This is a genomic window from Rhodobacteraceae bacterium M382 (genome assembly GCA_025141015.1).
In the GTDB taxonomy this organism is placed as follows: Bacteria; Pseudomonadota; Alphaproteobacteria; order Rhodobacterales; family Rhodobacteraceae; genus Aliisedimentitalea; species Aliisedimentitalea scapharcae.
Genome location: CP081098.1, coordinates 3420958 through 3446276 on the forward strand (window position 1 = coordinate 3420958; position 25319 = coordinate 3446276).

General features: G+C 59.8%; 24 protein-coding genes. 10 read left to right on the forward strand and 14 right to left on the reverse strand.

The window, feature by feature from the left end; genetic code table 11:
* Positions 1-57: 57 nt before the first annotated feature.
* The 3 genes from K3727_15935 to K3727_15945 form a co-directional block, all read right to left on the reverse strand.
* On the reverse strand, positions 58-537 hold the full coding sequence (locus K3727_15935; GenBank protein UWQ90267.1) for a hypothetical protein: 480 nt from the start codon (positions 535-537) through the stop codon (positions 58-60).
* A complete protein-coding gene (locus tag K3727_15940) occupies positions 534-932 on the reverse strand; it encodes a cupin domain-containing protein (protein ID UWQ93410.1) in 399 nt (132 codons plus the stop codon). The genes K3727_15935 and K3727_15940 overlap by 4 nt, the downstream gene beginning before the upstream one ends.
* A gap of 78 nt (positions 933-1010) precedes the next feature.
* Positions 1011-2543: an acyl-CoA carboxylase subunit beta gene (locus K3727_15945; protein UWQ90268.1), complete on the reverse strand. Its 1533-nt coding sequence runs from the start codon at positions 2541-2543 to the stop codon at positions 1011-1013.
* 183 nt (positions 2544-2726) lie between these two features.
* On the opposite strand from K3727_15945, the gene K3727_15950 reads away from it, so the two are divergent.
* From K3727_15950 to K3727_15960, 3 genes are all read left to right on the forward strand, one after another.
* Positions 2727-3938 (forward strand): multidrug effflux MFS transporter, encoded by a 1212-nt coding sequence (locus K3727_15950; protein ID UWQ93411.1) that lies wholly within the window; start codon positions 2727-2729, stop codon positions 3936-3938.
* Between the two features lie 70 nt (positions 3939-4008).
* Positions 4009-5397 carry a short-chain fatty acyl-CoA regulator family protein gene (locus K3727_15955; GenBank protein ID UWQ90269.1) on the forward strand — a complete coding sequence of 463 codons (1389 nt, stop codon included), beginning with the start codon at positions 4009-4011 and terminating at the stop codon, positions 5395-5397.
* 92 nt (positions 5398-5489) lie between these two features.
* Entirely contained in the window at positions 5490-6041 is a 552-nt protein-coding gene (locus K3727_15960) for a DUF4274 domain-containing protein (GenBank protein ID UWQ90270.1), read from the forward strand.
* Between the two features lie 142 nt (positions 6042-6183).
* On the opposite strand, the gene K3727_15965 is transcribed toward K3727_15960, so the two are convergent.
* The 6 genes from K3727_15965 to K3727_15990 form a co-directional block, all read right to left on the reverse strand.
* Positions 6184-6423: a DUF465 domain-containing protein gene (locus K3727_15965; protein UWQ90271.1), complete on the reverse strand. Its 240-nt coding sequence runs from the start codon at positions 6421-6423 to the stop codon at positions 6184-6186.
* A 143-nt stretch (positions 6424-6566) separates the two neighbouring features.
* Positions 6567-8222 carry a choline dehydrogenase gene (gene betA, locus K3727_15970; protein ID UWQ90272.1) on the reverse strand — a complete coding sequence of 552 codons (1656 nt, stop codon included), beginning with the start codon at positions 8220-8222 and terminating at the stop codon, positions 6567-6569.
* 141 nt (positions 8223-8363) lie between these two features.
* On the reverse strand, positions 8364-9824 hold the full coding sequence (betB, locus tag K3727_15975; GenBank protein ID UWQ90273.1) for a betaine-aldehyde dehydrogenase: 1461 nt from the start codon (positions 9822-9824) through the stop codon (positions 8364-8366).
* Between the two features lie 24 nt (positions 9825-9848).
* A complete protein-coding gene (betC, locus tag K3727_15980) occupies positions 9849-11357 on the reverse strand; it encodes a choline-sulfatase (protein ID UWQ90274.1) in 1509 nt (502 codons plus the stop codon).
* A complete protein-coding gene (betI, locus tag K3727_15985) occupies positions 11354-11926 on the reverse strand; it encodes a transcriptional regulator BetI (GenBank protein UWQ90275.1) in 573 nt (190 codons plus the stop codon). Before betI (K3727_15985) ends, betC begins: the two co-directional genes overlap by 4 nt.
* Before the next feature lie 140 nt (positions 11927-12066).
* A complete protein-coding gene (locus K3727_15990) occupies positions 12067-13275 on the reverse strand; it encodes a BCCT family transporter (GenBank protein ID UWQ90276.1) in 1209 nt (402 codons plus the stop codon).
* A 163-nt stretch (positions 13276-13438) separates the two neighbouring features.
* On the opposite strand from K3727_15990, the gene betI (K3727_15995) reads away from it, so the two are divergent.
* Positions 13439-14014, forward strand: a complete 576-nt coding sequence (gene betI, locus K3727_15995) for a transcriptional regulator BetI (protein ID UWQ90277.1) — start codon at positions 13439-13441, stop codon at positions 14012-14014.
* 35 nt (positions 14015-14049) lie between these two features.
* A complete protein-coding gene (locus K3727_16000) occupies positions 14050-15186 on the forward strand; it encodes a benzoate/H(+) symporter BenE family transporter (GenBank protein ID UWQ93412.1) in 1137 nt (378 codons plus the stop codon).
* 82 nt (positions 15187-15268) lie between these two features.
* On the opposite strand, the gene K3727_16005 is transcribed toward K3727_16000, so the two are convergent.
* The 3 genes from K3727_16005 to K3727_16015 all read right to left on the reverse strand — a co-directional run bounded on the left by K3727_16005 (position 15269) and on the right by K3727_16015 (position 17961).
* Complete coding sequence (locus K3727_16005; GenBank protein ID UWQ90278.1) at positions 15269-16264, reverse strand: DUF1036 domain-containing protein; 996 nt, start codon at positions 16262-16264, stop codon at positions 15269-15271.
* Positions 16265-16337: 73 nt separating this feature from the next.
* Positions 16338-17198, reverse strand: a complete 861-nt coding sequence (locus tag K3727_16010; protein ID UWQ93413.1) for a DMT family transporter — start codon at positions 17196-17198, stop codon at positions 16338-16340.
* A 154-nt stretch (positions 17199-17352) separates the two neighbouring features.
* Complete coding sequence (locus K3727_16015; GenBank protein UWQ90279.1) at positions 17353-17961, reverse strand: LysE/ArgO family amino acid transporter; 609 nt, start codon at positions 17959-17961, stop codon at positions 17353-17355.
* A gap of 92 nt (positions 17962-18053) precedes the next feature.
* On the opposite strand from K3727_16015, the gene K3727_16020 reads away from it, so the two are divergent.
* A complete protein-coding gene (locus K3727_16020) occupies positions 18054-18938 on the forward strand; it encodes a LysR family transcriptional regulator ArgP (protein ID UWQ90280.1) in 885 nt (294 codons plus the stop codon).
* Positions 18939-19067: 129 nt separating this feature from the next.
* On the opposite strand, the gene K3727_16025 is transcribed toward K3727_16020, so the two are convergent.
* Positions 19068-19808 carry a YebC/PmpR family DNA-binding transcriptional regulator gene (locus K3727_16025; GenBank protein UWQ90281.1) on the reverse strand — a complete coding sequence of 247 codons (741 nt, stop codon included), beginning with the start codon at positions 19806-19808 and terminating at the stop codon, positions 19068-19070.
* Between the two features lie 121 nt (positions 19809-19929).
* Between K3727_16025 and K3727_16030 the strand changes: the two genes are divergently transcribed.
* Positions 19930-21702: an SLC13 family permease gene (locus tag K3727_16030; protein UWQ90282.1), complete on the forward strand. Its 1773-nt coding sequence runs from the start codon at positions 19930-19932 to the stop codon at positions 21700-21702.
* 9 nt (positions 21703-21711) lie between these two features.
* Here the strand turns inward: K3727_16030 and K3727_16035 are convergent, their stop codons facing one another.
* On the reverse strand, positions 21712-22710 hold the full coding sequence (locus tag K3727_16035) for a helix-turn-helix domain-containing protein (GenBank protein ID UWQ90283.1): 999 nt from the start codon (positions 22708-22710) through the stop codon (positions 21712-21714).
* A 165-nt stretch (positions 22711-22875) separates the two neighbouring features.
* On the opposite strand from K3727_16035, the gene K3727_16040 reads away from it, so the two are divergent.
* From K3727_16040 to K3727_16050, 3 genes are all read left to right on the forward strand, one after another.
* The gene (locus tag K3727_16040) at positions 22876-23337 is read left to right on the forward strand and encodes a cupin domain-containing protein (protein ID UWQ90284.1); all 462 of its coding nucleotides are present in this window, start codon (positions 22876-22878) and stop codon (positions 23335-23337) included.
* 17 nt (positions 23338-23354) lie between these two features.
* Entirely contained in the window at positions 23355-24842 is a 1488-nt protein-coding gene (locus K3727_16045) for an NAD(P)/FAD-dependent oxidoreductase (GenBank protein UWQ90285.1), read from the forward strand.
* Positions 24843-25057: 215 nt separating this feature from the next.
* On the forward strand, positions 25058-25318 hold the full coding sequence (locus tag K3727_16050; protein UWQ90286.1) for a hypothetical protein: 261 nt from the start codon (positions 25058-25060) through the stop codon (positions 25316-25318).
* Position 25319: the final 1 nt, after the last annotated feature.

Genomic DNA, 25319 nt, shown 5'->3' on the forward strand with positions numbered 1-25319 from the left:
CAGAAGCCTCAACCCCCGTATGAGGTGAAGATCGAACCGCAAGATGTTGTGGCTGCATCAGAACTCCTCCCAGATACAGCCAGCCGGATCCGGCTGATAGGCTTCGAAATACTGGGTCGCGGCGGGGTTTTTGGTGCCAAAGGGGACAACCTGATCGGAAAAGGAAATGACCACACGCGCCGCGTCGATGTTGTGATGTGTCAGATACGGCAGCGCCAGCGACTCGCACAGGTGATCCATATCGGGGCCAACCTGATCACTGGCAACTGTCCCGCCATCGCGCGCGATCTGAGGCGCGACAAAACGGAACCGGACCCACAGCTCGCCGGGGGCCTTGTCCAACAGCACTTCGTTCAAGGTAACGGTCTGCCCCGAAGGCACGGCAATATCAGCCGCGGCGGCCATGCCGGCAAAAACCAGAACCGACACAGCAAAACCGCAGCCCCGACCCCACCACGAATGGCAAGCTCCTCCTGCCGGGGCTGCAGGCGCAGCGCAAGTAGCGCGCGCTGTTCTATGCCGGTCTGGGCGGATCATGGCGCGGTTTCATCCTGTGTGTCAAATGTTGCGGGCGAAATGATCTCGATCAGCTCCATATCGTCGGAATGGCGCAGCTCGCGATGTTTGATGCCAGGGGGTTGCAGCACACAGGATCCCGCGCGCAGCATCTGTTCCCCCTGCCCCTCGTATTCAAAGACCACCCAGCCTTTGGTCACATAAACCATCTGGAAATCCAGCGCGTGGGAATGCCAGGCACCGGGGCTTTCCATACCCGGAACGGCGCGGATCACATGGGCGCCGAATTTGCCCTGGGTCGCAGCGTCGATGCCCAGATCCCGATACTGGAAAAACGCCCGCAACCCATCGCCCACAAACGGAGAGTTATCCGCATGGGAGATGGTGAATGCCTGATTTTTCCAGAGGGTGGTCATCAAGAAAGGTATCCCTGTGCTCGTACGAGCCGCGATTTGGGCAAAGGCAGGGCAATCCCCCGCCTTTGCAAAGGTTGATCACAACGGAATGTTGTCGTGTTTCTTCCACGGGTTCTTCAGCGACTTGTTGCGGAGGCTGGCGAACGCGCGGGACACACGGCGGCGGGTGGATTTGGGCTGGATCACCTCGTCGATAAAGCCCTTTTCAGCAGCCACAAACGGGTTGGCGAAGCGGTCCTCGTAATCGGCTGTGTGGGCCGCGATCTTGTCCGCATCGGCCAGATCGGCACGGTGGATGATCTCGGTCGCGCCCTTGGCCCCCATCACCGCGATTTCCGCTGTAGGCCAGGCATAGTTGAAGTCGCCGCGCAGGTGTTTGGACGCCATCACGTCATAGGCCCCACCGTATGCCTTGCGGGTGATCACGGTGACTTTTGGCACGGTGGCTTCGCCATAGGCAAACAACAGCTTTGCACCATGTTTGATGACGCCGCCATATTCCTGACCGGTCCCGGGCAAAAAGCCGGGCACATCCACAAACGTCAGGATCGGGATTTCGAAACAGTCACAGAAGCGCACGAACCGCGCAGCCTTGCGCGAGCTGTCGATGTCCAGACAGCCAGCCAGCACCATCGGCTGGTTGGCCACGACGCCCACGGTCTGCCCTTCGAGCCGGATGAAGCCGGTGATGATGTTCTTGGCGAAATCTTCCTGGATCTCGTAGAAGTCACCCTCATCCGCCACTTTGGTGATGAGCTCCTTCATGTCATAGGGCGTATTCGGGTTGTCGGGGATCAACGTGTCCAGGCTGTCTTCGATCCGACCGGGTTCGTCAAAGAACGGGCGGACTGGAGGTTTTTCGCGATTGTTCAGCGGCAGGAAGTCGACCAAGCGACGCACTTCGGCCAAGGCTTCGACATCGTTTTCAAACGCGCCGTCGGCGACGCTCGATTTTTTGGTGTGGGTCGAGGCCCCGCCCAGTTCTTCGGCGGTGACGACTTCGTTGGTGACGGTTTTGACGACGTCAGGGCCGGTCACAAACATGTAAGAGGTGTCTTTGACCATAAAGATAAAGTCGGTCATCGCAGGCGAATAGACCGCGCCACCGGCGCAGGGCCCCATGATCACGCTGATCTGCGGCACTACGCCACTGGCCATGATGTTGCGCTGGAACACTTCGGCGTATCCGGCAAGCGATGCAACGCCTTCCTGGATTCGCGCACCGCCCGAGTCGTTGATGCCGATCACAGGCGCGCCATTCTGCACCGCCATATCCATGATCTTGCAGATTTTCTGGGCGTGGGTTTCCGACAACGAGCCGCCGAACACGGTAAAGTCCTGGGAAAAGACATAGACCATGCGACCATTGATCGTGCCCCAGCCAGTGACAACGCCATCACCCGCAGGCTTTTGATTTTCCATACCAAAATCGGTACAGCGGTGCGACACGAACATGTCGAACTCTTCAAAGCTGTCTTCGTCCAGCAGCAGCTCGATCCGTTCGCGGGCCGTCAGCTTGCCGCGCCCATGCTGTGCGTCGATGCGTCGTTGTCCGCCGCCCAGCCGCGCGTCGTTGCGGCGATCTTCCAGCTCGGAAAGGATGTCTTTCATGGCGTAAACCCTCTGTTGAATTTTGCCGGACCATATAGCGTCCCGAGGTTTCACCAAAGGAGATTTCGGCAAATTTGCAAAGTGATGCAAAATATTAGAATGCTAATTGTAAACTAGCTAATAAGTTGTCTTATCGCCTGGCTGGAATGGACACGCGCGATGACAAGGCATAAGTGCGACAATATGGATGCACCAGCCAACCGCTTTCTCAGCCGAAAGGGACCGCCGCATATTGCGACGCTGATCCTGTTGTCCGGGATGTCGGCGCTGGCAATGAACATCTTTCTCCCCTCTCTGCCCGGCATGGCCGCATATTTTCAGGCCGATTACCGATTGCTGCAGATGTCTGTCGCGATCTATCTGGCGATGAATGCCATCTTGCAAACCCTGATCGGTCCGGTGGCTGACATGATGGGTCGCCGGCCTGTCATTCTGGGTGGGTTGGTTCTGTTTCTGCTGGCGACACTGGGCTGCGTTCTGGCCCCGACGGCCGAAATCTTTCTGGTGTTTCGCATGGCGCAGGCCATCGTTGCAGTCGCCATGGTGCTGAGCCGCGCCGCGGTGCGTGACATGTTCCCCCCGGATCAGGCCGCCAGCATGATTGGCTATGTCACCATGGGCATGGCCGTGGTGCCTATGCTCGGGCCCGCCCTGGGCGGATTTCTGGAACAGATCTTTGGCTGGAAGGCCAACTTTTGGCTGCTGTTCGTGCTGGGCGGGATGGCGCTGGCGTTGACCTGGCTCGACTTTGGCGAAACCAAACACAAAAGCGGGCTGACATTGGTCCAGCAGTTTCGCGAATATCCCGAGCTGCTGCGCTCGCCCCGGTTCTGGGGCTATTCCATGACCGTTGGCCTGTCATCTGGTGCGTTTTTTGCCTATCTCGGCGGCGCGCCATATGTGGGCAGCGAAGTCTATGGGCTGGAGCCGGCAAAGCTGGGCGTGTTCTTTGGCGCGCCAGCTGCGGGCTATGTTCTGGGCAATTTCATCTCGGGTCGGTTTTCCGTCCGGTTCGGGATCAACCGCATGGTGCACGGCGGTTGCTGGATCAACATGCTGGGCGTCGCCGCGTCCGTGATCCTGACAGCGCTGGGGCTGAGCAGCGTCTATACCTTCTTTGGTCTGATGACGTTGGTGGGGCTGGGCAATGGCATGACCATTCCCAATGCCACCGCCGGAGCGTTGTCGGTGCGCCCGCACCTGGCAGGTACCGCGTCGGGGCTGAGCGGGTCGATCATGCTGGGTCTTGGTGCAGCATTGAGCGCGCTGGCAGGCGCGGTATTGCCGGATGGGTCCGGCCCAATGCCCCTGCTGATCGTCATGCTGGTCACCGCGGTGGCGGCGCTGTTGTCGATCCTGCTGGTCATTCGGCGCGAACGCACGCTGGGGCTGTAACCGCTGCCCTTGCTCAGAGCAGTTTGCAATTCTACAATGACCCAATCATGAATTTGCAAAGACCCCTCTGATGGCCACACAGAAACTCTATGCCGGTGCCAAGCTGCGCGAGATGCGCAACCGGTTGACCCTGACGCAAAAGGACTTTGCCGCCAAACTGGGCGTGTCCTTGCCCTATCTGAACCAGATGGAAAACAACAACCGGCCGGTGTCGACCACTGTGGTTCTGGCGCTGGCGCAGGAATTCGGGCTGGATGTGACCGAACTGTCCACAGGGGACAGTGAACGGCTGGTGTCGGACATGCGCGAAGCGCTGGCCGATCCGATTTTTGCCGAAACCATGCCGCCATTGGCGGATCTGCGGCTGACCGCCTCAAATGCCCCCGCGTTGGCGCGGGCGTTTATCGAATTGCACCGCGCCTATCGCCAGACCCACGAACGCCTGGCCTCGCTGGACGAGGCGCTGGGGCGCGAAGATGCCCGCATTCAGGCCAGCCCATGGGAGGAGGTGCGCGACTTTTTCCACTATTGCGACAACTATATCGACGCCGTGGACCACGCCGCCGAGAGCTTTGCCGCGCAGGGCGATGTTCGGCTCAGGGCGCTGGAATCGCTGCGCGCCGCCGGGATCACCGTGGAATACACCGATATGGCGCAGATGCGGATTTATGATGGTGAGACCCGGACCCTGCATCTGTCGACGCGCACGGTCCCCCAGACCCAATTGTTCCAGCTGTTGCTGCAACTGGCCCTGTTGCGCCAGGACAAGCTGTTGGAGGCGACATTGGATTTCGCCCGGTTCTATAGCGAAGAGGCCCGCGCTATCGCCAAGATTGGCCTGGCCAATTATTTCGCGGGGGCCGCAATCATGCCCTATGGAAAATTCCTGAGCGCCGCGCAGGAATGCCGCCATGACCTTGAGCTGCTCTCGACCCGCTTTGGCGCGTCGATCGAACAGATCGCGCACCGCCTGTCGACCCTGCAACGCCCCGGAGCCAAAGGGATTCCGTTCTTTTTTGTCCGCGTGGATCAGGCTGGCACCATCACCAAACGCCATTCGGCCACCCGGTTGCAATTTGCCCGTTTTGGCGGCGCCTGCCCGCTGTGGAACGTACATCAGGCCTTTGAAACGCCAGGGCGGTTCCTGCGCCAGTTGGCCGAAACACCCGACGGTGTGCGCTATATCTCGTTGGCGCGGGATGTGTCGAAAACCGGCGGTGCATATGGATCCCCGGTGCGCCGTTATGCCATCGCCCTGGGGTGCGAAGTGCGCCATGCAGATCTGCTGGTCTATGCTGACAACCTGGATGTGGGCAATGCCAACGCCTATGAGCCCATTGGGATCTCGTGCCGGATATGCGAACGCAAGACCTGCCACCAGCGGTCTGTTCCCCCGCTGGAACGCCGCCTGACGATCAACACCGACGAACGCGGTGTGCTGCCCTATCAGGTCAGTTAAGGCATTTGCAGCTTGTGTCGGGTCCCTGAACCGGTCAGACCGACCTCAAACTTAACAGTTGTTTACGGTTTCTGGCCGTGAAAGGGATATTGATGAAGTATATGGATGCCTTGATGAAGTGGTGGGCTGACCCTGAAACCATTGTTATCCCGGCTGGCCAAGACAACCGTGTCATTGATTGGCTGGACCAGCAGAATGCAGACACCTGGCATCAGGTCGTGATGTCCTGGAACTATGATCATGGGTCCAAGGTTCTGTCCTGGATGTTGCAACAGGACAGATGTGACCAAGGCACCGCCGCCCAGGTTTTTCTGGTAGAGGGGGACGGTCACTGGCTGTGGGATGCGCTGGCCGATCCCAACAAACCCCAGGATGACTCCCATGTGTGCAGCGTCATCCTGAAGAACTGGGACCGCTACAAAACCGCAGACCTGCAACCCAAACACCGCGGTATCTCGGACAGGCTGATCGCACTGGTCGAGGAAAAGGGCAATCAGGGCCGGTACGCGAATACAGCTTTGCAGGACATCATGCGGTATACCGGCAAACGCCAGGCCGCATCGAAATTCGGATCAGAGGACGGTCAAATCGTGGTTGCGCTGGAGCATTGGGCGCACGCCAAGGGGATCGAAATAACGGCATAGGCGATACGATCCGACAGGATGCCCCGGCAGTTGGTCGTGCGCATCGCGTGCAGAGCGGCAGACCGGGCATGACCCTGCGACATCCCCGCAAAAAAGGGCACCAGCGGTGCCCTTTGTCATAGCTTCCCGGATCGGGTCCGGCTCAGGACTTGGACAGAATTCCCCAGATTTCGTCCTTTAGCGCGGCCCGTTTCTTGCGCAGGCCGACCTCGGCCAGCTCTTCGATCGGCTCCACATTGGTTTCGGCCCGGTGCACGGCGCGGTTGATCTCGTGATATTCTTCCGAAAGCTTGGCGAAATGGGCATCGGATTGTTTCAGCGCGCTGATGGCGTCGACTTTATCCGGGAATTCTTCGGCCAGCTCGTGGGGGGTGTGGGACATTGCTGTTCGCTCCTTCTTTCATGTGTCGAACAAAGCTTAGGCAGCGGTGATCCCGCCCACTTTGACCCCGATCAAACCCGCATTTGAAACATTCGAATTTTCGCAGAAAAAAACCCGGCGGATTGCTCTGCCGGGTTGGTGGTTCAACGTTGCGAGGCTTGCCAATCCGGGTTGAACCACGGTTCGGCATTTGACGCGGGCAACCGGCGACCCAGAATGTGATCCGCAGCCTTTTCGCCAGTCATGATCGACGGGCCGTTCAGGTTGCCATTGGTGATGCGCGGGAAGATCGAACTGTCAGCCACCCGTAGACCGTCAACCCCGATCACCCGGCATTCGGAATCCACCACGCTCATCGGATCGTCAACGGCACCCATCTTGCAGGTGCCACAAGGGTGATAGGCGCTTTCCACATGTTCGCGCAGGAAGCCGTCGATTTCATCGTCTGTCTGCAACGCATCGCCCGGCTGGATTTCGAACTTTACATGTTCCTGCATCGCCGGTTGGGCAAAGATTTCGCGCGTCAGGCGCACGCATTTGCGGAAGTCGACCCAGTCCTGTTCGGTGGACATATAGTTGAACAGGATCTTGGGGGCGTCATTAGGGTCGGCGCTGGCCAATGTGACTTCGCCGCGTGATCCGGACCGCATCGGCCCCACATGGGCCTGGAACCCGTGCCCTTCGGCGGCCGCCTGCCCGTCATAGCGCACGGCAATGGGCAGGAAATGGTACTGGATGTCCGGGTAATCCACGCCCTTGTCTGACCGGATGAACGCGGCGCTTTCGAACTGGTTCGATGCCCCCAGACCCGTTTTGGTGAACAGCCACTGCGCCCCGATCATCGCCTTGCCGAACAGGTTCCAATATTTGAACAGGGTGATCGGTTTTTTCGAGGCAAACTGGAAATAGAATTCCAGATGGTCCTGCAGGTTCTTGCCCACGCCCGGACGGTCGGCGATCACCTCGATGCCATGTTCGGCCAGCTCTGCCGCCGGACCGACCCCCGACAACATCAACAGCTTGGGCGAATTCAGCGACGAGGCCGCCAGGATCACTTCGATCTTGGCACGGATCACCTCGATCTTGCCGCCGCGTTCCACTTCGACACCCACGGCGCGGCCGTCTTCGATCACCACTTTGCGGGCCAGCGCGCGGATCATTTCGCAATTGTCGCGCTTCAGAGCCGGGCGCAGATAGGCATTGGCCGCCGACCAGCGCCGCCCCTTGTGCACGGTCATCTCCATCGGGCCAAAGCCCTCTTGCTGTTCGCCATTGTAGTCGCTGGTGACCGGATACCCGGCTTGGCTCCCCGCATTCACGAACGCCGCATGCAGCGGGTTGTCGCGGGGGCCGCGGCTGATGTGCAACGGGCCGTCTTTACCGCGCCAATCCGGGTCGCCACCATGGCCACCATCGTGCCAGGTCTCCATGCGTTTGAAGTAGGGCAGCACATCGGCATAGGACCAACCCTGCGCGCCGCTTTCGGCCCAGTGGTTGTAATCCCCCGCATGGCCGCGCACATAGACCATGCCGTTGATCGAAGACGACCCGCCAATCACCTTGCCGCGCGGGGTGACCAATTCACGCCCGTCCAGATGCGGTTCGGGCTGGGATTTATAGCCCCAGTCATAAAGGCTCATGTTCATCGGATAGGACAAGGCGGCCGGCATCTGGATGAACGGTCCGGCATCGGTGCCGCCATGTTCGATCACCAGAACCGACTTCCCGGCCTCTGACAGGCGATAGGCCATGGCACATCCCGCCGATCCGGCCCCGACAATCACATAATCCGCGTTCATCTCGTCTCTCCATCCGGCCCCTGCCGGGCCTGTTCAGTTCCCTGCCCAACCGCGGATTGCCCCTTTGGGCAACGGGGTGGGTGGGCGGGTGTTGACCAAAGGGGCAATCAGCCGCCCCAAAGGTCCGGGTTTTTTTGATCTTCAGAACGCCGCTTCCACGTCGCCCATGCGCACATAGACCGATTTGACCTGACTAAAGTGCTTGATTGCTTCCTTGGAATTTTCGCGTCCCACACCAGATGCCTTGACCCCGCCAAACGGCGCTTCGACCGGCGCGTCGTTGTAGGAGTTGATGAAACAGCTGCCTGCCTCGAGCTTGCCGATCACGCGGTGTGCGCGGGTAAAGTCCTTGGTGAACACCCCTGCCGACAGGCCGAACTCGGTGTCATTAGCACGTGCGATCACCTCTTCTTCGGTGTCGAAATCCAGCACCGACATGACGGGGCCAAAGATCTCTTCGCGGGCAATGGTCATCTCGTCGGTGACATCGGCAAAAACGGTGGGCTCCAGGAACCAGCCCGGCATGTCGGCGCGATTGCCGCCACAGATCAGACGCGCGCCCTCATCCTTGCCCTTTTCGATATACCCCTGAACGATCTGCATCTGGTTCTCGGTCACCATCGGACCGAAATTGGTCGCCTCATCCATCGGATCGCCCAGAACCGCGCCCTGGCTCACACGTTCGGCCAGACGGGTCAGGAATTTTTCCTTGATGCCCTTTTGCACGAACACGCGGGTGCCGTTGGAACAGACCTGGCCCGAGGAATAGAAGTTGCCGTTGATCGCGCCGCCCACGGCGTTTTCAACGTCGGCGTCGTCAAAGATGATCAAAGGCGATTTGCCGCCCAGTTCCATGGTGACATGTTTCATGCCGGCGGCCGCGGCGGCATAAACCTTCTTGCCTGTTGGCACAGATCCGGTGAGCGACACCTTTTCGACGCGCGGATCGGTGACCAGCGCACCGCCCACTTCGCCCATGCCTTGAACGACGTTATAGGCGCCCGCTGGCAACCCGGCCTCGTGCAGGATCTCGGCCACTTTCAGCGCGCACAGCGGCGTGGTTTCAGACGGTTTGAACACCATCGTATTGCCACAGGCCAACGCCGGTGCGCCCTTCCAACAGGCGATCTGGGTCGGGTAGTTCCACGCCCCGATCCCGACACACAGACCCAGCGGCTCGCGCACCGTATAGACCCAATCCTGGCCCATCTGGATGTGTTCGCCCGTGAGGCTCCCGGCCAAGCCGCCAAAATATTCCAACGCATCCGCGCCGGAGGTCGCATCGGCCACCAAGGTCTCCTGCAGCGGTTTGCCAGTGTCATAGGTTTCCATCACCGACAGGTCATGATTGCGGTCGCGCAGCAGGTCCGCAGCGCGGCGCAGGACGCGCCCACGTTCGGTGCCGGTCATCGCCGCCCATTCGGCCTGTGCAGCTTTTGCCGTGGTCAGCGCCAGTTCCACGATGTCTGGCGTCGCCGCATAGACGGTCGCGATCTGTTCGCCGGTCGCGGCATAGATCACCGGGATCGGTGTGCCATTGGTGTCTTCGACATATTCACCGCCGATAAAATGGCTGGCGATGGGTTGGGCCGGATGGGTCATTTCAGATCTTTCAACTGGTTCGTGTCATTCGCCTCGGGGAAAGCGTTTGCTTTCTTCGAGGTTGTCGAGGTTCATGTGGTTGCGCATGTAGCGTTCAGAGGCTTTTTGCAGCGGCTGGTAGTCCCAGGGGTAATAGCCACCCTGACGCAGGGCTTCGTAGACCACCCAGCGCCGGGCCTGGCTGGCGCGCACATCGGCGTCATAGCTGTCCAGATCCCAGCGGGCCTCGGATTTCGCCTTGATGGTGGCCAATGTCCCGGCATGGGCCGGATCATCGGCCAGATTGGTCAGCTCGTGCGGGTCATCATCGAGATTGAACAGCTGGTCGGGGTCCAGCGCACAGCGGTTGTATTTCCACGGGCCATAGCGCAGCGACACCAGTGGCGCATAGGACGCCTCGGCCGCGTATTCCATCGCCACAGGCGCGGTGCGGTCCACCCCATTGGCCAGCGGCACCAGGTCTTCGCCATCGGTCCAGGGCGCCAGTTCGTCCATTGACACCCCCGCCAGAACGCCTAGCGTTGGGGTCACATCCAGCGTCGAGACCGGCGTTTCGATCAGACCCGCGGGCATGTTGGGCGCTGAAATCATCAGCGGCACCCGGGCGGAGCCTTCGTAGAAGTTCATTTTGAACCACAGGCCGCGTTCGCCCAGCATGTCACCGTGGTCGGACACGAACAGGATGATCGCCTCTTGCCGGGTGGTTTCCAGCACGTTCAGGATCTCGCCGATCTTGTCATCCAGATACGAGATATTGGCAAAATAGGCGCGGCGCGATTTGCGAATGTCGTCTTTAGTGATGTCAAAGGCACGCCAGTCGTTGGCATCGAAAATCCGCTGCGCGTGGGGGTCGTGATCGTCATAATCCTTGGCCGGAACTGCGGGCAACAGGTGTTCGCAATCCTCGTAGAGATCCCAATATTTGCGGCGCGCCACATAGGGGTCATGGGGATGGGTAAAGCTGACAGTGACGCACCAGGGGCGGTCGTCCAGCCCGCGCGACAGCTCGTACAGCTTGGCGGTGGCGTTATAGGCGACCTCGTCGTCATACTCCATCTGGTTCGAGGTCTCTGCGACCCCTGCCCCGGTGACGGACCCCATGTTGTGATACCACCAGTCGATGCGTTCGCCCGGCTTGCGATAATCCGGGGTCCAGCCGAAATCGGCCGGGTAGATGTCGGTGGTCAGACGGTCTTCGAACCCGTGCAGTTGGTCGGGGCCGACAAAATGCATCTTGCCCGACAGGCACGTGTAATAGCCCGCGCGGCGCAGGTGGTGGGCATAGGTCGGGATGTCGCTGCGGAATTCGGCGGCGTTGTCATAGACCCCTGTGCGTGACGGCAATTGGCCCGACATGAACGACGCCCGACCCGGCGCACACAATGGCGAGGCGGTATAGGCATTGGCGAACCGGGTTGATCGCTGCGCCAGCTTTTTCAGGTTCGGGGCGTGCAGCCAATCCGCGGGACCATCCGGGAACAGGGTTCCGTTCAGCTGGTCGACCATCAGGATCAGGATATTGGGATTGCTCATTGGCCGCTCCTCCGCAGCAGTGTCAACATGGCCAGCGCTTTGGCGGCCGCCTGGTCTGCGTTCGGGCGCTCCTCCAGCGCCGCCCGCAGATAAAGTCCGTCGATAAGGGCGGCCAATGTATCGGCCGACCCGGCAGGGTCCCGCACCTGTCCGCGCAGTGCGTGGCACAGGTTGGTGCGCAATCGCGCCTGATAAATCCGCCACAACCGCAGCGCATCCGGTTGCGACTGCACCAGCCCGTAAAAGGTCATCCAGGCACTGATGCCTTCGGCAGTGAAACAGGATGTCTTGAAACAGGCGCGCACAATGGCGTCAGCCCGCGTGTCCGGTGTGGTCAGCGCCAGTTCTTCCAGAACTTCATCGCCAAAATCGCGCATGAGCTGGCGCATGGCCGCCAAAAAGATCTGATCCTTGCCGCCAAAATAGTGATGTGCCAACGCGCTGGACATGCCTGCCCGATTGGCGATCTTCGTCACCGTAACGTCCAGTGACCGCGCCTCTCCGATCTCGGCAATCGTGGCACGCACAATCGCCTCCCTGCGGAGCGGTTCCATTCCGACCTTGGGCATCGCGGCTTCCTTCCTGTTGTCAGGAAAAAGCGTAGGAATGAGAGTTTGAACGGTCAATCAGGAATTCTCTTTGTGACTCAGGTTTCTGTATCAAGGCGTAAAAAGCCCCGGTCTCAGGGAGGAAACCGGGGCTTAGGGGCTTAGTGCACGGTTTCGATTTTCTCGAAGTCCAGACTGCGCCCTTCGGGGGAAGAGGTGATTGCCATCACTTCTTTGCGTTTGAACAGCACGATATACGCCAGGCAGGCGATGTAGATGCCGATCACCACGGTGCCGATCCACTGGATCTGTAACCACTGGCTTTGGAAGGCCAGTGTCAGGGCAAACAGCACCACGGCATTGCCCAGAACATACGGCAACGTGCCAAAGCGTTTGACGGTCAGGTTCAGGTTGTCGGTGTACAGCCGGATCAGCGAGTCAAACGAGTTGATCACAAAGATGATGCCAACGACGACCATCGAAACGTTGATCAGCAGCGTGGTTTCGATGCTGTTCAGATGGTAATAGTACAGAACCGAGAACCAGATGCCCAAGGGGATCGACGGGAACACCAACAGCGCGCCCAGCACCTGCCAGGTCCGCAACCCGCCGACAAAGCGCGAGGTGAACTGTCCGATCATGATCGACCATGCAAACCACCAGAACAGGTAGAATTCGTGGTAATCGGTCAGCGGCAGGATGAATTTGTGAATATTGGCGAAATAGCCGCCAATGTTGCCCGCGGTTGACGCGAATTCACCCATGCCCATGCCCGACCAGGCCCACATGCCAAAGATCAGCGCAAGGAACAGGATGGTTGATCCCACGGACAGAACCCGCACGTATTTGATGTCGGTCGACGAAAACGCCGCCACCAGGATCACCAGGAAGGTGATGACATAAAACGCCGGGATCACGGTTTCGCCGTCGCCCATGAAGGTCGCGTAATAGGGCAGATAGATCAGGAACAGCGCGCCGGTAAAGGCACAGGTGCCGATGATGACGATGTTGTTGATCAGCTTGACCAGCCCGATTTCGAAAAACTTCACCCGCGGTTCGATCACGCAGAAATAGAAGGTGGTCAGGAAGTAGAAGCCCCAGATCAGAAAGCCCCAGAACCCGAACTCCAGCGCCAGCGGGTTGGTAAACCCATAGGCCGGTTCAGCAGCCGTGTCCGCATACAGCGGAAAATCCCAGGCCAGCGGAAACATGATCAGCCCCACGTCCAGACCGGATGTGAACAGGATCGCGATAAAGGTGAACAGATGCACCGGGGTCGGCCCCACATTGCGCACGTTCCACCATTTGATCACGCAAAAGATCACCAGCGCGAACGCCATCAGGATCCCAGCGGAAATTACAGTCGTCATTTAGTCCCTCCCATGTCGCGCCTTAAAAGCGCCCATTTCTGACATGGAAGCGGTTGCTAACACAGTTTATGAAATACCCAAACTATTTTTTGAATGATGGATCAGGTTTTTGTTCGGAGCAACAGGTGTTGCAACCGTCACTCAACCAATTAAAGTCCCCCATATGGGCAGGAAACGTATTCGCGACATTCGCCACGAAGAATTTATCGAAGCTACAATCGTCGCCGTACACGCGCGAGGGTATGCTGTTGTTACCATGGCGGAAATCGCCAGGGAGGCCGGATCATCCGCCGCCTCGATCAACTATTACTTTGGCTCCAAGGAAGGTCTGATGGAGGCCACCATGCGCCATCTGTTGCGCCTGCTGCGCAATGCTATGGCCGCTGGCTATGCCGAAGCCAAAACGCCGCGCGATCGGCTGATGGCGGTGCTGGACGCGAATTTCTCTGATTCTCTGTTCTCGGTCGAAAAATGTTCGATTTGGATGCAGTTCTGGGCCAATGCGCCCTATTCCAGGCGCCTGTCTCGGCTGCATCGGATCAATCGGGCCCGGGTTCGCAGCCATGTGTTGTCGGAACTGCGCACTCTGGTGCCCGAAGATCAGGTGGAAACCGCCCGGCTGGCCTTGCAAAGCTACATGGACGGGGTCTGGCTCGAGGCGGCGCAATCCGCCAAACCCGTTGATCCCGCTGCCGCACGCACCGCAGCGCACAAGGTCATGGACCTGATGTTGCGGTGACCGGGAACACAGCGCCCCGCTCCGGGCACCCGCCCCTGCAAACAGTTTCAACCGGCATCGTCGTGGCCATCGTCGGGTTCTTCAGCTCGTTTCCGATCCTGTTACAAGGGGTTGCCGCGATGGGGGCGACCCCCGATCAAGCGGCCTCGGCCCTGATGACGGCGGCGGTGGCCATGGGCGTGACCGGTGCCGGTCTGAGCCTGTGGAAACGCCAGCCGATCAGCGTCGCCTGGTCCACTCCTGGATCTGCGCTCCTGGCCGTCAACGCCATGCCTCAGGGCGGCTTTGCCGAGGCCGTCGGTGCCTTTCTGGTCGCCGGGCTGCTGGTGGCAGTGGCCGGGTTCTGGCGTCCTTTGGGGCGACTGACGGCAATGATCCCCGGGCCGATTGCCCAATCCATGCTGGCCGGCGTGCTGCTGTCCCTGTGCATCAAACCGTTTCAGGCCCTCGCCATCTCGCCCGCCCACGCGTTGCCAGTGATTGCGGCCTGGTTCCTGGTCGGTCGCGTCAACCGGTTGTTCGCCGTGCCCGCCGCAGTTCTGGCGGCGACGGCCGTCACAATCTGGGCTGCCGGGTTTCAAATTCCTGCTCCCCCATCGGTCCTGACCGCCCCGGTCTGGGTGAGCCCCCAGTTCTCCATCCCGGCGACCCTGAGCATTGCGCTGCCGCTGTTCATCGTGACCATGGCCACGCAGAACATTCCCGGTATCGCAGTCATGCGCAGCTATGGCTATCAACCGGATTCAAGGCCGCTGTTCACAACCGTTGGCGCAGCCAGCATGGCGTCGGCACCCTTTGGTGCCCCCGCCACCTGTCTGGCGGCCATCACCGCCGCCATGTGCGCCAATCCCGATTGTCACCCGGATCCCAAACAGCGCTATTGGTCCGCCGTGGTCTGTGGCCTGTTTTACACATTGTTCGGCCTGTTTGCCGGTATCATCACCAGCTTTGCCGGGCTGGCCCCCAACGGATTACTGGGCACTTTGGCCGGTGTTGCCTTGCTCGGCGTCTTTGCCGGCTCTGCCCATGCCGCGCTCGAGGACCCGGAATACCGCGAAGCCGCCGCCATCACATTTGCCGTGACCGCCTCCGGCGTAACCATCCTGGGGCTCAGCGGCGCGGTCTGGGGCCTGATCGCGGGTGCCATTGTCGTGACCGCGAAACGTCGCTGACGCGCCATCCCCCTGCTTCTTTCTGGTCCAAATACCTCGGGGGAGCAGCCAACGGCTGCGGGGGCAGAGCCCCCACCACGCCTCAGTCCAACTTGCGAAAGTCCTGGAACAAGCCCCGCGGCAGATACATCAGCGTCAAATCCCAATCGCCGACGTACTCAATGCCATAACAATAGCCTTCCCCGGTCTCTTCGCCCCGGGCATACAGGTACGGCCCCGCGCCCTCAAATTCCCCACATCGTTCCTGGATCGACAGATACTCCACACCCGTGACCTGTCCGTCATAGCTGTTTTCCCGCTCGCCCCCCAGAACGGTGAATTGTTCGTTGGGGTCAGACACGGAATACCAATGCCCCTGCAAGTGATCGAGCAGCCGGTCGGCCTCGCGCCATGGGCGCGGTTCGGCCTTGGTCAGGACGACTTCGGCGGTGGTGTCAAAAATGCCGGTCAGTTCCCCTTCGACATACAGCGGTGTGCCAGGCAGTAGCGCCCTCAACAGACCAAAGACATGCGGAGGTGTGCGCGTGTCGTCATTGACAAAGAACTTGGTCCCGCCGCCGTGAAAGGTGCAATACGGATCGCCTTCGCTGAATATCGCCGGGCAGCTCTGAAAGGTCACATTGTCGGCATAAGGCTCGCCATAGCTGGTCTGCCCGCCACCGGGCTCCTGGGCCGCAAAGGCATAGCCCGACAGGAAATGCGTGTGCTGTTTGGCCGTGGTGCCGGTATCGATCTTGATGAACCGTCCGGTTTCATAGCCCCGCGCCTCACAGTTTTCGTCGCCCACGATGGTGAAGACCTCGGATTGGACACAAAACAGGATATTCTCATCGGCGAATTCCCAGCCATCACTCCGCGCCATCATATAGTAATAGCGGTTCTTCAGATCGGACTGGATCGGGCTGCGGCACTCTTGGGCCGGAATGTTCCACCATCCTTCCGACACCCATTGATCATCGGATTTGTACCCGATCGCCACCGCCTGCTGTTCGGATGTGTCATTGCATATTTCCAACCCGGCCCAGGCCGGACCGGACAGCACAAGACACGTAAAAGCTGCTGAAAACAAAGACCTCATGCCCTGCCCCTCTGTCTCTTTTGAGGTCAGCTTATCCCCCATTGTGTTGCGCTGGCAATGCTGGCTGGCCGTGTCACAGTTTGGTCGCGGCGTCCGGCGGTGTGATTGCCCGGCGTTTCAATACCGCCTCGCGCCAGGTGATAAAGGTCACGGCCCCCAGGATCAGCGTGCCCCCCGCAACCACCCAGACATCAACGGCCTCGTCAAACACCAACGCACCCAACGCCGTTGCCCAGACCAATTGCAGGAAGGTGACGGGCTGTGTCACGGCCACCGGAGCCGCCCGGAACGCCAGCGTCATGCTGTAGTGACCCGCCGTTGCAAAACAGGCGACACCAAACAGAATGCCCAGATCAGACCACGATGGTGGCACCCAGACGGCCCAGGCAAAGGGGGCCAGCCCGATGGTGACCCAGATCGACAGCATCGCCACCACAACCGGCGGGTTGGCTGCATCCACGGTGAATTTGGCAAGCAGATAGGAGCCACCAAACAGCACCGCAGTGACCAGCATGGCCAAATGCCCAGGAGAGATCTCGCGAAAGCCCGGACGCAGGATGATGATCGCACCAATCAGGGCCACGGCAATCGCCGCAATCCGCCGCGCCGCCAGGGTTTCCCCGAGGAACAGGGCCGCTCCGATCGTGACATAGACCGGCGACAGATAGTTCATGGCCGTGACTTCAGCCAACGGGATTTGGGTCATGGCAAAGAACCACAGGATCACCCCACCCGAATGAATGATACCGCGGCCAAAGAACAGCAGATGCATACGCGGGCTCAGCGCTGTATTGCGGATCGCCCCCAGCATCGGCAACAGGAACACCAGCCCCAGAAGATAGCGCAAGAACGCAGCCTGGGCTGGCGGCACATTTGTACCAAGGTATTTTACCAAGGCGGTCACGGCGACAAAGTTCAACCCTGTCACCAACATCCAGACCACCCCCATGACGGGGTTTGCATGCGTGTCGGGTTTCATGAGATCCCTTACACCGCCTTTGATCGGCAATGTCGAGAAGAGAAACAAGTTAACAACAGTGACCGTAGCAAAATGTGATGTCCGTTTGCCAGGCACCGCGCCCAGTGCCTCAGATCCAGATCAACCCCAGCGCAATGGCCCACATGGTCAGGCCGATCCCGATGTCCAGCACCTGCCAGGCCCGTGGACGTGCAAAAACCGGTGCCAGAGCCCGGGCCCCATAGCCAAGCGAAAAGAAAAACGTAAAACTGGCCAGCGCAGCACCAATGCCAAACACCAATTGGCTGGGGTATTGCGCCGAAACCGACCCCAGCAACACCACCGTATCCAGATAGACATGCGGATTCAGCCAGGTCAGCGCCAGCACCGTTGCCAAGGCTGGCCACAAGGCCGGTTCTCCGCTCGCCTGCGCCTGCGCGCTGGTCAGCGCCGCCCCCCCGGTCCAACCCGACCTGAGGTTCCGGGCACCATACACGATCAAAAACACCGCCCCTCCATACCGCATCACCTGTTCGAACCAGGGCCAGGCCATTGCCAGCGTTCCAAACCCGGTGACACCGGCCGCAATCAGCACGGCATCCGACGTGGCACAGGTCAGGCAGATCCAAAAGACATGTTGCCGCTTCAACCCCTGTCGCAAGACAAAGGCATTCTGCGCACCGATCGCCATGATCAGACTGAAACCAAGCGCAAAGCCGGCGATCAAAGATGGAGACATATGGACGGTTCCTGTGTGCGTGTTCAAAATTGACTACGGCCTCGCGTGTGCGTAATCAAATTAATTAATGTGTTCCCAGATTAGAGTTTCTTATGCAGTTTGACCCCCATCAGCTCGCCGCCCTGTCCGAAGTCCTGCGTCTTGGGTCGTTCGAGGCGGCCGCCGGTCAGCTGTCGGTAACCCCTTCGGCGGTTTCCCAACGGATCAAGGCATTGGAAGACCGAACAGGGGCCGCGTTGATCCGACGGGGAACCCCGTGTATCGGCACGCCGCTGGGGATCAGATTGGCCAAACACGCCGAAGACATCGGCCTTCTGGAAGCACAATTGAGCCGGGAACTGTCCCTGGATGGCGGACCCGCGCCAGCCCGGCTGCGTGTGGCGGTGAATGCGGACAGCCTGGCCACCTGGTTTGTCGCGGCCATGGAGCAGGTGCCCGATCTGCTGTTCGATCTGGTGCTGGACGATCAGGATCACAGCGCCGACTGGCTGCGACGCGGCGCGGTCAGCGCCACGGTCTGTGCCCGTGACAAACCGGTTGCCGGATGCGACATGCACGATCTGGGAGTGCTGCGCTATGTGGCAGTCGCCAGCCCCGCATTTCACGAACGCTGGTTTGCACAGGGTGTCACGCGCGAAACGCTGGCTCAGGCACCGATGCTGACCTTCAATGCCAAAGACGCCCTGCAGCAAATCTGGCTCGACACCTACATAGGCACGAAACTGTCCCCACCCAGCCATTTTCTACCGTCTTCACATGCCTTTGTGGATGCCGCCCGGGCAAACATCGGTTGGGGCATGATGCCGTTCGCGCAGATACGTGGACATCTGAAACATGCCCGGCTGATCCCATTACTGCCCAAAGCAGACATTGGCGTGGCCCTGAGCTGGCAGGTAAACAGAATTATGGCTCCGGCGCTGAAACCCGTAACACGCGCCGTAATCGACGCGGCAACAAAAGTGCTGCACAAGGCCTGAGCGCAGCGCTCACCACCGAGCCAAGACTTTTCCAGAAAAGTCTTGGCAAAATTTTTCCTAAAAATTTTGCCGCGAGACATACAAAAGCCGCCCTGTCTGGGGCGGCTTTTGTTGACAGATGTCACGCGATCAAAGCTGTTCCATAACCTCGTCGGAGGCTTCGAAATTGGTTGTGACGCGTTGTACGTCGTCGTCGTCTTCCAGCGCATCGACCAGCTTCATGAGCTTTTGCATGCCTTCCAGGTCCAATTCGGTTGTGGTGGTGGGCTTCCAAACCAATTTGGTCGACTCGGATTCACCCAGCGCACTTTCCAATGCATTGGAAACATCGTTCAAATCGGTGTCCGCGCAATAGATGATGTGCCCGTCATCCGAGCTTTCCACATCTTCGGCTCCCGCTTCGATCGCAGCCTCGAACACCGCATCCGCATCACCGGCCTCAGCGCCATAGACCACTTCGCCCTTGCGATCAAACATGAAGCCAACGGATCCGGTTTCGCCCAGATTGCCGCCATTCTTGGAGAAGGTAGAGCGTACGACCGACGCCGTGCGATTGCGGTTGTCGGTCATTGCCTCGACGATCACGGCCACACCGCTGGGGCCGTAACCCTCATAGCGGATTTCTTCGTAATCATCCCCATCACCTGCGGTCGATTTCTTGATCGCGCGGTCAATCACGTCCTTGGGGACCGATTGGGACTTGGCTTCTTTTACAGCCAGGCGCAAACGCGGGTTCTTTTCCGGATCAGGATCGCCCATTTTAGCGGCGACGGTGATTTCCTTGGACAGTTTCGAAAACAGTTTCGAGCGCGCCGCGTCCTGGCGCCCTTTGCGGTGTTGAATATTTGCCCATTTGGAATGGCCGGCCATGGTGCGTTCCCATATTTAATTCATCTGACTGGCGCCCATATAGCCCCGAGCGCCCCCTAGGTTCAAGGCTCGCCACGATTGCAATGGTTGCCCATGCGCGCCCGCACGCTAAAGTGGCCGGATGACACAAGATCAAATCATTCTTTTCTGCCTTTTTGGTGCCGTTTTCATTCTGCTGCTCTGGGGCAAGTATCGCTATGATCTGGTGGCGTTTTCAGCGTTGATGGCGGGCGTCGTTCTGGGCGTTGTACCGACCAAGGAAGCGTTTTCAGGCTTTGGCCATCCCGCGACACTGGTTGTGGCGCTGGTGCTGATCGTTTCCGCAGGGCTGGTGCGCTCCGGCGCGGTGTTTCTGATCACCCGGACATTGGTTGATGCCTCTCGTGGGCTGGGCGCGCATATCGCGCTGATGGGCGGGATTGGCGCGGTGTTATCGGCGTTCATGAACAATGTCGCCGCCTTGGCGCTGTTGATGCCTGTGGACATGCAGACCGCACGCAAGGCCGGTCGGGCACCGGGGCTCAGCCTGATGCCGCTGTCGTTTGCCACCATTCTGGGCGGCATGGCCACGCTGATCGGCACGCCCCCCAACATCATCATCGCCGCCATCCGGGGCGAAGCGACCGGCACGCCCTTTGCCATGTTCGACTTTGCACCCGTGGGCGGCATTGCCGCGCTGGCTGGATTGGCCTTTGTGGCGCTGATTGGCTGGCGTTTCATTCCGGCGCGGGATGATTCCGGCGATAGCTCCAGCGCATTGGCCCAGTATATTGCAGAGCTGACCATTCCCGCAGACTCCCCGCTGATCGGCAAACGGCTGGCCGAACTGGACAGCGATGCGGAACAGGCCGATGTTGCCCTGCTGGGGTTGATCCGGGATGGTAAACGCCGCTATGGGCGCGCCGCCAACGCGGTTCTGCGCGCCGAAGACACGCTGGTGATCGAGGCAGTCCCCGAAGCGCTGGACGAATTTCGCGCCGCATTGTCGCTGGGATTTTCCGATGCGCAGCGGCAGGAAAAGGTGACGGCCGCAGGCGAAGGTCTCGACGTGATCGAGGTGGTGGTCCCGGAAACCGCCCGGATTGCCGGGCGCACGGCCCAAGGTCTGGGGCTGGCCTGGCGCCAAAGCACTGTGTTGATGGGAATTTCACGCCAGGGGCGGCGCATCACCAAACAAATGCGCAAGACAGAAGTGATGCCCGGCGACATTCTGTTGCTGTTGTGCCCGCGCGACAGGGGTCCGGATGTAACCGAATGGCTGGGCTGTCTGCCCCTGGCCGAACGGGGACTGGCGGTGACCGCCAATGAAAAGGTCTGGCTGGCGATCGGACTGTTTGCGGCGGCCGTTGCGGCGGCCAGCTTTGGGTTGCTGTATCTGCCGGTGGCGCTGGGGTTGGTGGTGGTGGCCTATGTGTTGACCAAGATCCTGCCGATTGCGGGATTGTATGACCATGTGGAATGGCCGGTTGTGGTGTTGTTGGGCTCGATGATCCCGCTGGGGGCGGCGCTGGACAGCTCGGGCGGGACGCAGTTGATTGCCAATGCGTTGATCGGACTGACCCAGGGGTTGCCGGCCTGGGCAGTTCTGACCGTGCTGATGGTGGTGACCATGACCCTGTCGGATGTCTTGAACAACACCGCGACCACCATTGTCGCGGCCCCTGTCGGTATTCAGATGGCAACAACCCTGGGCGTGTCCCCCGATCCGTTTCTGATGGCGGTGGCGGTGGCGGCTTCGGCGGCGTTTCTGACCCCGATCGGGCACAAGAACAACACCCTGATCCTGGGCCCCGGAGGGTATCAGTTTGGCGATTACTGGCGTATTGGCCTGCCGCTGGAGGTGCTGATCGTCGCCGTTTCGATCCCGGCCATTCTGGTCTTTTGGCCGATGTAGCACACCGCCTTAATTCAGAATTCGCCGCTTGCGGGTTTCGCTGGGGCTTTCGCCGAACCGCGCGGTGTATTGCGCCGAGAACCGGCTGAGATGTGAAAACCCGGCCGCACCGGCGATGCGGGCGATGGTGTCATGCGGGGGGCTTTCCTGTAACAGGAACCGCGCCAGATTCAGCCGCAACAACCGCAGGTATTCCAACGGCGTCATGCCCAGGCATTGCTTGAACGCCAGTTGCAGGTTGCGCGGCGAGGTCCCCACCGCGCTGGCCACGTCGGTCACGCTGAGCGGATCAGCCAGATGCGCACGCATATGGTCCTGCGCCCGTTTCACATAGGGCGACGGTGATTTCAGCACCGGATGGTCCAGCAGCGGGGCAATATTGCTGGGCTGGGAGTAGATCAGCCCAGCGATCAGTTCATCCTCGACCACGGCCTGGGTCAATTGGTGATCAAGGCCCAGCAATTGACCACGATCCACCGCCGCCACAGCAGATTGGAACAACGTCAACCAGCGGCGCATTTCGTCCCGGCGGCCGTCAATCTGGGGCAGGAACCGCACAGGGGCCGTCAACGCAGTGCCAGAAATCCGTTCGGCCACCCGTGTCAGCTGGTCCCGGTCGATCTGTAACAACAACTGTTCACAGCCCGCATGCCAGCGCATGGCCGTGTGGCGATCCGGGTTCAGGATTGACGCCACACCCGCGCCGGTCTCGACTTCGTCCAGCCCGTTGCGCACCAGCGCATGGCCGGTCAGCGGCACCTGGATCAAATAAAAAGACCCCAGCTCGCCGGGTTCGATTTCCACATCGGCACCATAGCGGATGTAGTTATAGGACAACGCCTGCCCCTGGGCCCGGTTCTGGCAGGCGTCGAATTGATCCCGCGCCGATTGGCGTTCCAGCCGGTGACCGCAGAAATTGCGCGCCACCAGATCGCGCGCCTGATCCAGATCACCGGTCTGGAATTGGCAATACGCGTTCAAGGGGGCGCTCAATGGGGCTGTCGTCATCTCTGTTCGCATGGTTCGCAGAATGGCCTCCAAACCCCGAATTCACAAAGCGTTTCGTCTTCTTTACCATAAAACATGTGCAGAAAATTTCGCTTTTCGGATATTCGGGGGCCAAATCCCTGCCTAGCCTGATTGAAAAACCAATCCATAAAGGAGAACAGGGAAATGCAAATGGACGCGGGAATCACCGCCACGGACGCCGGAGTAGACGGCAAATCCTGGAATGTGGTCGGTCACATCTACACCCCGAAACTGCACAGCGACAACGCCATGCTGTGGCATGCGGTCATTCCGGCCGACACCTTTGTGCCGCCGCATGTGCACCCAACGCAGGACGAATGGATCTATATGCTGGAGGGCAACATGGAGGTCGACTTCGGCTATGAGAGCGGCAATGTAGTCGCCCACAAGGCCGGACCGGGCGACATGATCCAGATGCCGCGCGGCGTGGCGCATGGGGTGTTCAACCGATCAGGTGCCGAGGCGAAATGCCTGTTCGGCGTGGCCCCGTCGCGCAAGCTGTTTGATCTGTTCATTGCGCTCGATGGTGTGACCGACCCGGCCGAGCTGGTCCGCCTGTCGGCCCTGCACGAGGTCGATTTTCTGCCCCCTCCGGCAGACGCATAAGCCGGGAGAACAACGAAATGGTAAAACGCAAGAACGTCGCCATCATTGGCGGCGGGGTCTCCGGCTTGGCTGCGGCCAAGGCATTTGATGAACGCGGACACCGGGTGTTCGGGTTTGAACGCACCCATGATTTTGGCGGTGTGTGGGAGCTGTCGCGCTCCTACCCCGATGTGCAAACCCAAAGCCCCAAGGATCTGTATTGTTACACCGATCATCCGATGCCGGACGATTATCCCGAATGGCCCAAGGGGCCACAGGTGCATGCCTATCTGCATTCCTATGCGGCCAAACATGATCTGACCCGGCTGTTCCAGCTGAACACCAACATTCTGTCGATGGACCGTCGTGCCGATGGCCAACCGGGCTGGACCCTGACCATCGACCGGGCGGGCAGTGTCAGCAGCGAAGATTTCGACTTTGTCGCGATCTGTACAGGCCAGTTTTCCGACAAGAACATCATCTCCCACCCCGGTCAGGACGCGTTCATCGCGAACGGCGGTCAGGTGATGCATTCGTCGGAGTACGTCGACAGCGCCATCGCCAAGGGCAAGAATGTGCTGGTGCTGGGTGGGTCGAAATCGGCCACCGATCTGGTGGTGAACGCGGCCAAGAACGGCGCCAAATCCGCCACGATGGTCTATCGCGAAAACGTCTGGCGGGTGCCGTATTTTGTCGGCGGCATCAACTTTAAACGGCTGCTGTACATGCGGGCGCAAGAACAGCAGTTCAATCAATGGGGCAAATCCCCGTTCCAGCGGGTGATTGCGGCGGTGTTCAAACCGCTGGTCTGGGCCAACTTTCGTGGGCTCGAAACCCTGCTCAAGGCGCAATTGGGTCTGAAAAAATGGAACATGGTGCCCGACAGCCCGATTGAAAAAGAAGCCTGTTGTTCGCTGCCGATTGTGACACCGGGGCTGTTCGAAGGGTTCCGGGACGGGTCAATCAAACCCATTCAGGGCACGATTGATCACTATGAACCGGGCCACGCCGTGCTGACCACCGGCGACAGGATCCCCTGTGATCTGTCGGTTCTGGCCGTGGGCTGGAAGCTGGGGATTCCCTATCTGGCGCAGGAATACCGCGACAAGTTGATCGAGAGCGACGGCCAATATCGTGTCTACCGCCTGTCGGTGAACCCGGATCTGCCGGACATGGGCTTTGTCGGGTTCAATTCGTCCTTTTGCACCATCCTGTCGGCGGAGATGATCGCCAATTGGCTGGTCCGCTATGCCGATGGACAGTTGGCGCACCAGCCCAGCGCCCAGGCGATGAACGAAAACATGGAGATGATGCTGAATTGGCGGCGCAAGGAACGCCCCTCGGCCCAGGTCTACGGCGGGCTGTGTTCGGCACCGTTCCATTTCAAACATTTCGACGAATTGCTGGCCGACATCGGCGCGACCAAACGCAAGCGGGACAATCCGCTGGCGGAACAATTCTCCTTTCCGGATGCCAAATCCTATGGGGAATTCCTGGCCTCGGCCCCGCAATACAGCGCGGCCTGATCGCTTTCCCCCCGCCCAATCCGGTCGGGGGGAAATATACGCCGCCCCGCGCGCAGGCCAGAGCACAAACCTGAGCACAAAGCCAGACCGCATATACCGGCGTTGAGAAGCCAAGACTTGGGATCTGATCTGGAAGAATGGGCCGCGAACTCCACACCTCTTGATCCAAGCAGTATCTCGTGCAACCCCGACGCAAATGCGCAGGAACAGTCGCTGTGAGCTATGGTTCACAGGATCAGCAAGGGAGAGCCATCAGGTTGGACCCGAAAGGTCGGCGTACTGTGGCCCGCGGGTGCCAACAGGACGCGTTGGACGACCCCCTTGCACGGGGGCGGCAGGTCGGCGGAACAGGGGGTGCCTTTCCCGCCGAGATGGGCGACATGACAGCGGTGGAGCATCTGACCACCATTGCGCTGTCTGACACAACCTGCGTGACCGAAGTGACCCTCGGACCGCACTGCTCACCCTGTTATTAAG

Bases quoted from the DNA above. Each gene is read 5' to 3' on its own strand.
- K3727_15935 (UWQ90267.1), bottom strand. From the start codon at position 537: ATGATCCGCCCAGACCGGCATAGAACAGCGCGCGCTACTTGCGCTGCG.
- K3727_15940 (UWQ93410.1), bottom strand. From the start codon at position 932: ATGACCACCCTCTGGAAAAATCAGGCATTCACCATCTCCCATGCGGAT.
- K3727_15945 (UWQ90268.1), bottom strand. From the start codon at position 2,543: ATGAAAGACATCCTTTCCGAGCTGGAAGATCGCCGCAACGACGCGCGG.
- K3727_15950 (UWQ93411.1), top strand. From the start codon at position 2,727: ATGGATGCACCAGCCAACCGCTTTCTCAGCCGAAAGGGACCGCCGCAT.
- K3727_15955 (UWQ90269.1), top strand. From the start codon at position 4,009: ATGGCCACACAGAAACTCTATGCCGGTGCCAAGCTGCGCGAGATGCGC.
- K3727_15960 (UWQ90270.1), top strand. From the start codon at position 5,490: ATGAAGTATATGGATGCCTTGATGAAGTGGTGGGCTGACCCTGAAACC.
- K3727_15965 (UWQ90271.1), bottom strand. From the start codon at position 6,423: ATGTCCCACACCCCCCACGAGCTGGCCGAAGAATTCCCGGATAAAGTC.
- betA (UWQ90272.1), bottom strand. From the start codon at position 8,222: ATGAACGCGGATTATGTGATTGTCGGGGCCGGATCGGCGGGATGTGCC.
- betB (UWQ90273.1), bottom strand. From the start codon at position 9,824: ATGACCCATCCGGCCCAACCCATCGCCAGCCATTTTATCGGCGGTGAA.
- betC (UWQ90274.1), bottom strand. From the start codon at position 11,357: ATGAGCAATCCCAATATCCTGATCCTGATGGTCGACCAGCTGAACGGA.
- betI (UWQ90275.1), bottom strand. From the start codon at position 11,926: ATGCCCAAGGTCGGAATGGAACCGCTCCGCAGGGAGGCGATTGTGCGT.
- K3727_15990 (UWQ90276.1), bottom strand. From the start codon at position 13,275: ATGACGACTGTAATTTCCGCTGGGATCCTGATGGCGTTCGCGCTGGTG.
- betI (UWQ90277.1), top strand. From the start codon at position 13,439: ATGGGCAGGAAACGTATTCGCGACATTCGCCACGAAGAATTTATCGAA.
- K3727_16005 (UWQ90278.1), bottom strand. From the start codon at position 16,264: ATGAGGTCTTTGTTTTCAGCAGCTTTTACGTGTCTTGTGCTGTCCGGT.
- K3727_16010 (UWQ93413.1), bottom strand. From the start codon at position 17,198: ATGTTGGTGACAGGGTTGAACTTTGTCGCCGTGACCGCCTTGGTAAAA.
- K3727_16015 (UWQ90279.1), bottom strand. From the start codon at position 17,961: ATGTCTCCATCTTTGATCGCCGGCTTTGCGCTTGGTTTCAGTCTGATC.
- K3727_16020 (UWQ90280.1), top strand. From the start codon at position 18,054: ATGCAGTTTGACCCCCATCAGCTCGCCGCCCTGTCCGAAGTCCTGCGT.
- K3727_16025 (UWQ90281.1), bottom strand. From the start codon at position 19,808: ATGGCCGGCCATTCCAAATGGGCAAATATTCAACACCGCAAAGGGCGC.
- K3727_16030 (UWQ90282.1), top strand. From the start codon at position 19,930: ATGACACAAGATCAAATCATTCTTTTCTGCCTTTTTGGTGCCGTTTTC.
- K3727_16035 (UWQ90283.1), bottom strand. From the start codon at position 22,710: ATGACGACAGCCCCATTGAGCGCCCCCTTGAACGCGTATTGCCAATTC.
- K3727_16040 (UWQ90284.1), top strand. From the start codon at position 22,876: ATGCAAATGGACGCGGGAATCACCGCCACGGACGCCGGAGTAGACGGC.
- K3727_16045 (UWQ90285.1), top strand. From the start codon at position 23,355: ATGGTAAAACGCAAGAACGTCGCCATCATTGGCGGCGGGGTCTCCGGC.